Below are 10,724 nucleotides of genomic sequence, written 5' to 3'. Positions count from 1 at the left end.
TGCGCCACCCCCCAAGTGCCATTCTACGACTTTTTGCTTGTGGCCCCCCCCGCGCGTTTCGCTTGTTGGGCGCCACACCCCCCACTCCCCAACCACCACCCCCGCCCCCCCCCCCTGTTGGGGGGCCCCGGGCCTCTTTGTCGTTTCACCCCTTTACATTCCCGGCGGTCTGTTTTATCCAATAAACGCCGGGTTAATCGTTTCGTGATCAACCCCACACTGCTGGATTGCACTGCGGAGGACACGGATTGGCGATCTTCACCGTATCGTCACTCCCAGCTTTTCGTTCTACCGCCTCAGGTCTGCGGTATCGGCATTGAGGGTTTTTCGCGCGTGCTCGACATTTATCACTTCAGCTACGGCTGGATCACCCCTGTTCTCGCCTACTTCATGTCCGTCACGGGCTGTCTGCTCGGACTGCAATGCGCGGCCCGCGGTCGCAACGCCACCGAGGGCCGGGTCGGCTGGCTCATCGGCGCCGCGATCGCGATCGGCGGAACCGGGATCTGGGTCATGCATTTCATCGCCATGCTCGGCTTCACCATCCGCGGCGCCGAGATCCGCTACGACATCCCGCTGACGCTGTTCAGCGCGATCACCGCGATGGTGGTGGTCGGCATCGGGCTGTTCATGGTCAACAAGCCGCAGCCGACACTGCGCTCGTTGCTCTCCGGTGGCGTCATCACCGGCCTCGGTGTCGGAACCATGCACTACACCGGCATGTACGCGATGAGGTCCAGCGCGACCGTGCGCTACGACCCGGCGATCGTGGCCCTGTCGATGGTGATCGCGGTGGTGGCTTCGGTCGTGGCGCTGTGGTTCACGTTGCGCGTCAAGGGTTTTCTCGCCACCGTGGGTGCGGCACTGATCATGGGTGTAGCCGTGTGCGGCATGCACTACACCGGGATGGCGTCGATGCACGCACACGCCGGACATCAGGCCGCGCCCGCGACCGGCGCCGAGGCGATGCAATTGCTGGCGCCGCTGATCGGGGTGAGCAGCATCGTCACCATGCTCGTGTTGATCAGCGTGAGCCTCACCGAGATCGAGAACGAGGAGGCACTACCGCGCATGTGGCTCACCTCGCGGCACCGACCACAGCCGCGCCCGGCCAAGCCCGCGCGCCCGGCCGCGCCGTACGCGCCACCCGTCCAGCACGAGTACCGCACCGAGGAATTGAGTTACGACGGTGCGGGCGCCTGGCCACGCCGGGTCGTCGACTGATCAGGTCGTCGCGACACCGGTACGGCGCCTGACGGATTCGACCACCGGCTCGACGACCCGCGCCGCGATCGGGCCGAGGATCGCCATCAGCAGCACATAGGCGGAGGCGAGCGCGGCCAGTTTCGCGTCGGCCTTGCCGTAGGCGACCGCCAATCCGGCGATGACGATGGAGAATTCGCCGCGCGCCACCAGCGCGGCGCCCGCCCTCGCCCGGCCCATCTGCCGGATTCCCTGCCTGCTCGCCGCCCACCAACCGACCGCGATCTTGGTGCCGGTGGTCACCACCGCCAACGCGACCGCCCAGGCGAACACCGGCGGGATCGCGGCCGGGTCGATCGACAGACCGAACGCGACGAAGAAGATCGCCGCGAACAGATCACGCAGTGGCTCCAGCAGTTTCGCGGCTTCGTGCGCGGTGGATCCCGAGATGGCGATGCCGAGCAGGAACGCGCCGACCGCGGCCGAGACATTGAGCGCCGAGGCCGCCCCGGCCACGAGCAGCGCGGCGCCGAGCAGCTGGAGCAGGAACACTTCGCGATCGGCGCTGTCGAGGACAGCCGAGACCACCCGTCCGAACCGCAGCGCCACCACGAGCACCACCGTGATGGTCGCCAGCGCGACCGCGAGCGAGATCAGACCACTGAGCAGACTCAACCCGGCCAGCATCATGGTCAGGATCGGCAGGTACACCGCCATCGCGAGGTCTTCGAGCACCAGGATCGACAGCACCACGGGTGTCTCGCGGTTACCGAGACGGCCCAGATCGTCGAGGACCTTGGCCACGATGCCCGACGACGAGATGTAGGTGACCCCGCCGAGCACGACGGCGCCGAGCGCACCCCAGCCCATGATCAGCGCCACCGCGGCCCCGGGCAGCGCGTTGGCCACCAGATCGAGCACTCCGGCCCCCCACGAGCGCCGCAGACCGGTCATCAACTCGGGAGCGGTGTATTCGAGCCCGAGCAGCAGAAGCAGCAGCACGACGCCGATCTCGCCCGCCATGTGCCCGAACTCGGTGGCGGCCTCGAGGTCGATGAATCCGCCGCGGCCGAATGCCAGTCCGCCGAGCAGGTACAGCGGAATCGGGGACATCCCGAAGCGGCCCGCCACTCGCCCGCAGATCCCCAGCGCGAACAAGATCACGCCGAGCTCGAGCAGAGCCAAGGCCTGCGAGGTCACGGCGGTCAGCCGTGCACGAGAATCTTCGCGGCCGCTTCCAGGCCGTCCGGGGTGCCGACGACCACGAGCAGATCACCCTCGGTGAAGGTGAAGTCCGGGCCGGGTGAGGGATGGAGCTGACCGGCGCGCATCACCGCGACGATCGAGGTCTTGGTGCGGGTGCGCATGCCGGTCTCGCCGAGCGTTCGTCCCGCATAGGGTGATTCGTCGACGATGGCGAGCTGGCGGGTGGTGATGCCCGGCAGATCGCGATGGTCGTCGTTGAGTTTGGCGACCAGTTGCGGCGCGCCGAGCAGGTTCGCCAGCACCGACGCCTCGTCGGTGGACAGCGGCACCTGGGCGGCGATGGCGTCCGGGTCGTCGGGTTTGGACACGATCAGGTCGATGTCACCGTCGCGGTGGGCGACCACCCCGACGCGGCGCCCCGACCTGACTTCGAAATCCTTGCGCACTCCGATCCCCGGTAGCGCTGTGACGTCGACGTTCACCCCATCAACAGTAGCCGCGCCGGGCCACGATTGTGGTCTACGCCACTCCCTCCCGGCGCGGTGTGCCGAACACGCCGTCGGAGGCGGGCAGATACGGCTGCGCGGCCAGCACCGCGGCGACCGGCAGCGGCGCGTAGAGGTGCGGGAACAGCATCGATGACGGGTCGCTCGGTACGCCTGGTTCCCACTTCACCTCGCCGGTGAACGCCGTCGGGTCCAGCCACAGCACGACCATGTCGGTGCGCCCGGCAAAGAGCCGATTGGCGGGCAGGTGGACCTGCTCCGGGGTGGACAGGTGCACGAAGCCCGCGTCGGCCAGCGACGGCGGTCTGCGTTCGCCCGCGCGGCGCGCTTGGTCCCATTCTTGGGAAGAACACAGGTGAACAAGCGTGTGAGTGTCGGATGTCACGGGTAATCTCCGGGTAGACAACAGGTTCGGACGGTCAAGACCCTGTCACAACTCGATCGTGTTCGGCCCGGTTCGGTGCACGGCTCGTCCGTACGAGCAACACCGCAGCGAGCGGCACATCGGATCGTGTCAGGTTCGAGGGGGAGGTGGCATCAGCGCTTCGCGGGTGATCGGTGGGTGCTCGAAACCGACGACCGGCGGGTGTTCGCTTTCAGCGAAACCGCAGGTCTGTTATCGAAAACACAAAGATTCACTTCCGGGAACAAAGCCTGAACCCCGAACGTCTGACAGAGTAGTCGTACCACTGCTGGGAAGTAGCGGATGCGAGCCTCGTGGAGTGACCACGAGGCCCACACCTAGGCGAACGGCCACGCAGCGCCGGGAGCCGGGACGGAGGAGTCATGCCAGGAACACTGACCAGCACCCCACTGACCGCACTCGATCGTTGCGATCGTTGCGGGGCGGCTGCCCGAGTGCGTGCCGTGCTTCCCGCTGGTGGCGAGTTGCTCTTCTGCCAGCACCACGCGAATGAACACATGGACCGCTTGCGCGAACTCGATGCCGTGCTCAACACGGACGAAGCTCCCGCGATCTGACCACTCCTCGCGTCCGAAACAACCACATCTGACAACAGAAAACTCCCGGCAGCGGGCGCCCCGATCAGGGCGCCCGCTGTCGCTGTCTTCGGGGATCACCGCCGGTCAGACGCGTCTGCGCTGTCGCTGCGGCCGTGCACAGCCGAGCACGCGGTCGCGTCCGCGCTCACTGCGCGTCGGCGAGAATGCCGTCGACGAGGGTGGCAACGCCGTAGTCGAACGCGCCGTCCGGGTCGGCGGGGGCCTGGTAGTGCTCGCCGACAGTGGTGCCGACCCGCCCGGCGAGCGGGAACTCGCCGGGCGGCATCACCTGGGCGAGCAAGGGACCGTTGACCTCCCACCACTGCGCGTCGCTCAGTTGCGCGGCGGCGCGCGCGGCCGCGATGGCGAGGCGGGCATTGCCGGTGGCGAAGTCGGTGAGCACCGCGATCGCGCGATCCATCGCCAGATCGCTCAGGCCGATGCCGTCGATCGCGGTGAGCTGACGTTCGTAGCGGCGCATCCTGGCCGGGCCGAGCACCTGGCGCCACGGGGACACCTCCAGGAGCCAGGGGTGCTCGATCAGTTCGGTCCTGATCCGGGTCGCGAGGGTGATCATGCGCTCCCGCACCGGCAGGCCCGCCGGAACCGGGGTGTCCGCGGCGGCGACGGCGTCGACCATGAGCACGATGAGGGTTTCCTTGCTGGGGACATAGGTGTAGAGGCTCATCGCGCGCAGGCCGAGTTCCGCGGCTACCGCGCGCATCGTCAGCTTGCCGATGCCGTCGCGGTCGGCCAGGGCGATGCCCGCCGCCACCACATCGTCGACGGTGAGACCGGGTTTCGGGCCGCGCGCACCCGGCTTGGACGGAAGCGCGTGACGCCACAGGAGCTGGAGCAGCCCGGTGGCCTGTGCGGTCTTGTCGTCGCCGTCGGTCGGCACGGACTCCTGCTTTCTGGCGCTCGGGAACAAACTCAGTACATTGTACGTTATTCGGTTGTTCGCTACCTGATCAGAGGAGAACGTTCTGCCCGCCCTTCAGGCCACCTATCTTCCCGACCGTCATCTGTTCGCCCTGTGGACGTGGACCGGGCACGATGCCGGGCCCGCGCCGACGGGAGTCGGCGATCCGGAACAGCTCACCCTCGCGTTGCCCGTCGGTGAGCGCGGCGCGATCGAACCCGTCGCGGTGGCGACCGCCGTGGTGACACCGACCGAACTCGCGGGCGTCGTCGACGAGCTCGCGCCGTCCGCGCTCGCGTGGCGTGCCCTACTGGCGGCCGATGACGCCGGCACTCGCGGACAGTCGGGCCGCCGGAGCGGGCGTGTCGAATCGTCCGCCGTCGCGGGTGCGCCGCTGCCGGTTGCCGCGCACGCGGTTCCGGACGCGGTGGGCACCGCGGTCGTGTCCGCCGAGCGGGCGACGCGGGTATTGCGTGAGACACAGGTGCTCGATCGCGAGCTCGCGGGGGTTCTCGATGCCACGCTGCGGCCGTATCAGGTCCGCGGGGTGGGGTGGTTGCGCGAGACCGTGTCGGCGTTCGGCGGGGCCGTGCTGGCCGACGAGATGGGTCTCGGGAAGACGGTGCAGACCATCGGGTTCCTCCAGGGGCGCTCCGACGGGCCGCAACTGGTGGTGTGTCCGACCTCGCTGGTGGGCAACTGGGTGCACGAGATCGAACGGTTCGCGCCGGGATTGAAGCCGGTGGCGTGGCGTGGTGGCGCGGTGCCCGCCGGGGCGGGGACGGTCGTCGTGACCGGGTATCCGACCCTGCGGCTGCACGGGGCGGCGTTGACCGGTGAGCAGTGGGCCAGCGTGGTGTTCGACGAGGCGCAGGCGCTGAAGAATCCGCGCACCCAGGTGTCGCGGGCAGCGCGCGCGTTGAGCGCCGACGCGAAGGTCGCGCTGACCGGAACGCCGGTGGAGAACCACCTCGACGAACTGTTCGCACTGCTCAACCTCACCGTGCCGCGACTGTTCGCGCATCGCACGCAGTTCCGGCGCCGGTTCGTGCGGCCGATCGAGGAGGGCTCGGCCACGGCCGCGGCACGGCTGCGCGACGCCGTCGAGCCGGTCGTCCTCGGACGCAAGAAGCTGCAGGTGGCGGCGTCGCTGCCCGCGAAGATCCACAGCGATCTGCTGTGCGATCTCAGCGCCGAGCAGGAACGGGTGTACGACGCGGTACTCGCCGAGGCCATCGATGAGGGCTTCGGCTCCGGTCTGCAACGACAGGGACGGGTGCTGGCCGCGCTCACCCACCTCAAGCAGGTGTGCAATCACCCCGGCCTGGTCTCCGGCGACCTGGCCGAACTCGCGGGCCGCTCCGGCAAACTCGACCTGTGCACCGACATCGTGGCCACCAACCTCGACACCGGTGACCCCACGCTGATCTTCACCCAGTACCGCAAGACCGGCGACCTGCTGGTACGGCACCTGGCCGAGCAGTTCGGCGTCGAGGCGCCGTTCTTCCACGGCGGGCTCGACGCCACCCAGCGCGGCGACCTCGTCACCCGCTTCCAGGCGCCGGACGGGCCGCCGGTACTGATCCTGAGCCTGCGCGCGGCGGGCACCGGCCTCACTCTCACCCGCGCGGCCGATGTGATCCATTTCGATCGCTGGTGGAATCCGGCGGTGGAGGCACAGGCCTCGGACCGGGCCCACCGGATCGGGCAGACCCGCACCGTCACCGTCACCACCCTCACCAGCGCCACGACGGTGGAGGAACACATCGCGGCGATGCACACCCGCAAGACCGCGCTGACGGACCTGTCGGATGCGGCGGGCATCGCCGAATTGGCCCGCCTCGACGACGATGCCCTCGTCGACATCCTGCGCCGGAAGCGAGAGAACTGATGGCCGACAACGAATTCGGTTACACCCCGTGGGGAATGGACTGGGTCCGGCTGGCCGAACCACTACGCCAGACCCGCCCGGAACCCCTGCTGCCCCGGGCCCGCAGCATCGCCCGCAACGACGGTGTCCGCACCGAGATGCAGGGGCACACCGTGCGCGCGCACCTGCATCGCGGCGGTCAGGCCTCGATCGCGCATGTGGAGGTGGCACCGCTGTCGCGGGCGGCGGTGACCGCGATCGGTCGCACGATCACCGACCCGACCGTCCTCACCGACGAGATGCACCGAGCTCTGCTCGACGCGGGTCACTCCCCCGCGCCGACCCTGGTGAGCACCGATTGCTCCTGCTCGGCACGGACCGCGCGCTGCGTGCACGTGTTCGCGACGCTGTACACGATCGCCCGCGAGGTCGACGAGAATCCGCGCCTGGCCTTGGAATTGCAGGGCTACTTCGACGCCACCACCGACGCCGATCTGCCCGCCCAGGAACCGCGCTGGACCAGTATCAACACTCTCGACCCGACCCAGTTCTTCGTGCCCGCCTCCTGAGCCGGGGCCGGTCGGGGGACGCGCACCACGGTCAGGTACCCATCGATCCGCTCAGGCGTTGGTGCCACCGTCCACGGTGAGGATCGCGCCGGTGATCGATCGGGCGGAGGGTCCGGCGAGGAAGGTGACCAGGTCGGCGACATCGGCGGCGGCACCGAACCGGCCGAGGGCGTTGAACTCTCGTTGGGTCGGGGCGTGGTCGCTGCCCGCCGGGTTCATGTCGGTGTCGGTGGGGCCCGGCTGGACGAGGTTGACGGTGATGCCGCGCGGACCGAGTTCGCGCGCGAGGGCTTTGGTGAAGCCGTTGAGGGCCGACTTGCTCAGGTTGTACAGCGCCAGCCCGCCGAAGAGCGCGCGTTCGGACAGGTTGGAGCCGATGGAGATGATCCGGCCGCCCTCGCCGAGGTACGGCAGGGCGGCCTGGCCCGCAACGAAGGCGGCGCGTGCGTGGATGTTCAGCGCGCGGTCGATCTCGTCGAGGGTGAACTCCGCGTAGGGCTTGGCCGGGAAGATGCCCGCGTTGTTCACCAGCACATCGAGGCCGCCCAGTTCCCGCGCGGTCCGCTCGACGGCGGCGACGACCTGGGCGGCATCGGCGCTGTCGGCCCTGATCGGCAGCGCCCGCCTGCCCAGCGCCTCGATGTCGGCAGCGACCGCCTTCGCGGCGACCTCGTCGCGCTGGTAGGTGAACGCCACATCGGTGCCCGCGGCGGCCAGTGCGCGGGCGATGGCCGCGCCGATCCCACGGCTCGCGCCGGTTACCAGGGCCACGGTGTTACTGCTCGTCATCAGGCTCGCTCCAAATTTGTAGTGGTCGATACATAAATAGGCAAGCGCATCGACACCCTGCCGTCAAGAGTTTTTTATCGATCGACACAGAAATAGCGGGCGGGCGCCGCGACCCCCACTCGGCGCGGTATGTTTACCGATCGGCACAGAAAGGTTTCGCATGGCAGAACGCGGGCGCCCCCGGGGCTTCGACCGTGAGGTCGCGCTGCGCCGGGCGATGGAGGTGTTCTGGGAGCGCGGCTACGACGGCGCCTCGATGAGCGACCTCACCGCCGCCATGGGCATCAACTCCCCCAGCCTCTACGCCGCCTTCGGCGACAAGGAAGCCCTGTTCCGCGCGGCCGTCGAGCTCTACGGTCGCAGCGAGGGCTCTCACACCGCCAGGGCGCTGCGCGAGCAACGCACCGCCTACGCCGCCATCGAGGCGATGCTGCGCGACAACATCCCCATCTACACCGACCCCGGCCTTCCGCACGGCTGCATGGTCGTGCTCGCCGGCGCGACCTACACCACCCGAAATGCCGCGGTCCGCGAATTCCTGATCGAAGCCCGCCGCCGCACCACGGCCGACATCCATGCCAGGCTCGACCGTGGCGTCACCGACGGCGACCTCGCCCCCGGCACCGACACCGCCTCGCTCGCCATGCTTTTCAGCACTGTGCTCTACGGCCTGTCGATCCAGGCCAGAGACGGCGTCGGGCCCGACGAACTGAACATCGCCGTCGACAGTGCCCTGCAGACACTGGCGGCCGCGAGACGCTAGTGGAGCCGCGTGATCGGCGAACGGCCGGACAGTGGTCTACGGCGAGAGCGACCCGTCGGCGGGATCTCTCAGAGTCGGCGCAGGGCCGCGATGCGCTCGCCCAATTGATCGACACTGGCCAATGCGGTCGGCGGACCACCACATTCGCGGCGCAGCTCGCCGTGGATCACGCCGTGCGGTTTGCCGGTGCGATGGTGGTGCATGGCGACCAAGCTGTTCAGTTCGCGGCGCAGCTCGCCCAGTTTGTCGGAGGTCGCGACGCGTTCGGCGACCGCCGCGGGCTGGGGAGCGGACTCCTGGGCGGCGCTTCGGTCGGCGAGTTGGCGGGTCTGCCGGTCGCGCAGCAGCGCGCGCATCTGGTCGGCGTCGAGCAGGCCGGGGATGCCGAGGTAGTCGGCTTCCTCGTCGCTGCCCGCGATGGTGGCGGTGCCGAAGGAGGAACCGTCGTAGATCACCTGGTCGAGTTCGGCGTCCGCGGCGAGGGCGACGAAGGACTTCTCGTCCTCAGCGGGCTCGTCCTTGGCCTTGTTCGCGTCCATCAGGAGCTCGTCGTCGAGGCCGTCCTTCTCGCGATGCGGCTTGCCGATGACGTGATCGCGCTGCAACTCCAGCTGGGCGGCCAGGTCCAGCAGCACCGGCACCGACGGCAGGAACACGCTCGCGGTCTCCCCCGGCTTGCGCGCACGCACGAAACGGCCGATGGCCTGCGCGAAGTACAGCGGCGTCGAGGCGCTGGTGGCGTAGACGCCCACGGCGAGGCGCGGCACGTCGACACCCTCGGACACCATGCGCACCGCGACCATCCACGGCTGGGTGCCCTTGCCGAACTCGCCGATGCGCTGCGAGGACTGCGGGTCGTCGGAGAGCACCACCGACGGCCGCTCGCCGCAGATGTGCTCGAGCAGTTCGGCGTAGTCACGCGCGCGTTCCTGATCGGTGGCGATCACCAGGCCGCCCGCGTCGGGCATGCCGGACGCGCGCAGCTGACGCAGGCGCACATCCGCCGCGCGCAGCACCGCCGAAATCCAGTCGCCCGCCGGGTCGAGGGCCGTGCGCCAGGCCCGCGCGGTGTGTTCGGCGCTGAGTGGTTCGCCGAGCCGGGCGGTGTGTTCCTCGCCTGCGCTGTCGCGCCAGTGCGCGTCGCCGGAGTAGGCCAGGAACACCACCGGGCGCACGACGCCGTCGGCGAGCGCGTCGGCATAGCCGTAGGAGTGATCCGCGCGCGAACGCGGGAAACCGCCTTCGTCGGGCTCGTAGGTGACGAACGGGATCTTCGAATCGTCACTGCGGAACGGGGTTCCGGTCAGCGCCAGCCGACGTGTCGCGTCGCCGAACGCCTCCTCGGTCGCCTCGCCCCAGGTCTTGGCGTCGCCCGCGTGGTGGATCTCGTCGAGGATCACCAGTGTGCGACGGTTCTCGGTGCGCACCCGGTGTCGCGTCGGATGCGCGGCGACCTGGGCATAGGTCACCACCACGCCGTGGTAGTCGCCGGAGGTCGCGCCCGTGGAGTTGGAGAACCGCGAGTCCAGCTGGATCCCGGTGCGCGCGGCCGCGGCCGACCACTGGTGCTTGAGGTGTTCGGTCGGGGCGACGACGGTGATCTGATCCACCGTACGATCAGCCAGCAACTCCGCGGCAACTCGCAGCGCGAAGGTGGTCTTCCCGGCGCCGGGCGTCGCGACCGCGAGGAAGTCACGCGGCTTGGTGGCCAGGTACTTCGTCAACGCGCGCCGCTGCCAGGCGCGCAACGAACCCGACGGGGCGCCTCCCGCGGCAGTTTCGCCCGGTGTCCCCGCTTGCTTCGCCGTAGCGGCGCCACCCGACCCAGTCACGCAGTCGACCCTAGCCGCCCGATGCGGCGTGTCGCCAAACCGACGCGGGGTGGGCGACCGGC

At 69.1% G+C, this 10,724-nt stretch carries 11 protein-coding genes; 5 read left to right on the top strand and 6 right to left on the bottom strand.

Annotation, left to right across the window (positions count from 1 at the left end; translation table 11 throughout):
- Positions 1-333: 333 nt before the first annotated feature.
- Positions 334-1,224, top strand: coding sequence for an MHYT domain-containing protein (locus tag ACFWFP_RS03770; RefSeq protein ID WP_379292962.1), 891 nt, complete (start codon positions 334-336; stop codon positions 1,222-1,224).
- On the opposite strand, the gene ACFWFP_RS03765 is transcribed toward ACFWFP_RS03770, so the two are convergent.
- The 3 genes from ACFWFP_RS03765 to ACFWFP_RS03755 are packed head-to-tail and all read right to left on the bottom strand — an operon-like array spanning position 1,225 to position 3,300.
- A complete protein-coding gene (locus ACFWFP_RS03765; protein ID WP_379292961.1) occupies positions 1,225-2,403 on the bottom strand; it encodes a cation:proton antiporter in 1,179 nt (392 codons plus the stop codon). It lies immediately after the preceding gene.
- A 5-nt stretch (positions 2,404-2,408) separates the two neighbouring features.
- The gene (locus ACFWFP_RS03760) at positions 2,409-2,891 is read right to left on the bottom strand and encodes a cation:proton antiporter regulatory subunit (protein ID WP_101466659.1); all 483 of its coding nucleotides are present in this window, start codon (positions 2,889-2,891) and stop codon (positions 2,409-2,411) included.
- A gap of 37 nt (positions 2,892-2,928) precedes the next feature.
- Entirely contained in the window at positions 2,929-3,300 is a 372-nt protein-coding gene (locus ACFWFP_RS03755) for a DUF952 domain-containing protein (RefSeq protein WP_379292960.1), read from the bottom strand.
- 401 nt (positions 3,301-3,701) lie between these two features.
- On the opposite strand from ACFWFP_RS03755, the gene ACFWFP_RS03750 reads away from it, so the two are divergent.
- On the top strand, positions 3,702-3,896 hold the full coding sequence (locus ACFWFP_RS03750; RefSeq protein WP_379292959.1) for a hypothetical protein: 195 nt from the start codon (positions 3,702-3,704) through the stop codon (positions 3,894-3,896).
- Between the two features lie 166 nt (positions 3,897-4,062).
- On the opposite strand, the gene ACFWFP_RS03745 is transcribed toward ACFWFP_RS03750, so the two are convergent.
- A complete protein-coding gene (locus ACFWFP_RS03745; RefSeq protein WP_379292958.1) occupies positions 4,063-4,818 on the bottom strand; it encodes a TetR/AcrR family transcriptional regulator in 756 nt (251 codons plus the stop codon).
- 124 nt (positions 4,819-4,942) lie between these two features.
- Between ACFWFP_RS03745 and ACFWFP_RS03740 the strand changes: the two genes are divergently transcribed.
- The gene (locus ACFWFP_RS03740; protein ID WP_379293752.1) at positions 4,943-6,730 is read left to right on the top strand and encodes a DEAD/DEAH box helicase; all 1,788 of its coding nucleotides are present in this window, start codon (positions 4,943-4,945) and stop codon (positions 6,728-6,730) included.
- On the top strand, positions 6,730-7,278 hold the full coding sequence (locus ACFWFP_RS03735; RefSeq protein ID WP_379292957.1) for a hypothetical protein: 549 nt from the start codon (positions 6,730-6,732) through the stop codon (positions 7,276-7,278). The genes ACFWFP_RS03740 and ACFWFP_RS03735 overlap by 1 nt, the downstream gene beginning before the upstream one ends.
- A gap of 51 nt (positions 7,279-7,329) precedes the next feature.
- Here ACFWFP_RS03735 and ACFWFP_RS03730 read toward each other — a convergent pair whose 3' ends face one another.
- Positions 7,330-8,067 (bottom strand): SDR family NAD(P)-dependent oxidoreductase, encoded by a 738-nt coding sequence (locus ACFWFP_RS03730; protein WP_379292956.1) that lies wholly within the window; start codon positions 8,065-8,067, stop codon positions 7,330-7,332.
- Positions 8,068-8,227: 160 nt separating this feature from the next.
- Between ACFWFP_RS03730 and ACFWFP_RS03725 the strand changes: the two genes are divergently transcribed.
- The gene (locus ACFWFP_RS03725; RefSeq protein WP_379292955.1) at positions 8,228-8,830 is read left to right on the top strand and encodes a TetR/AcrR family transcriptional regulator; all 603 of its coding nucleotides are present in this window, start codon (positions 8,228-8,230) and stop codon (positions 8,828-8,830) included.
- Positions 8,831-8,898: 68 nt separating this feature from the next.
- On the opposite strand, the gene ACFWFP_RS03720 is transcribed toward ACFWFP_RS03725, so the two are convergent.
- The gene (locus tag ACFWFP_RS03720; RefSeq protein ID WP_379293751.1) at positions 8,899-10,578 is read right to left on the bottom strand and encodes a DEAD/DEAH box helicase; all 1,680 of its coding nucleotides are present in this window, start codon (positions 10,576-10,578) and stop codon (positions 8,899-8,901) included.
- Positions 10,579-10,724: the final 146 nt, after the last annotated feature.

The organism is Nocardia sp. NPDC060249, assembly GCF_042728755.1.
Taxonomy (GTDB): Bacteria; Actinomycetota; Actinomycetes; order Mycobacteriales; family Mycobacteriaceae; genus Nocardia.
This window is presented reverse-complemented; position numbering and strand designations above follow the sequence as displayed.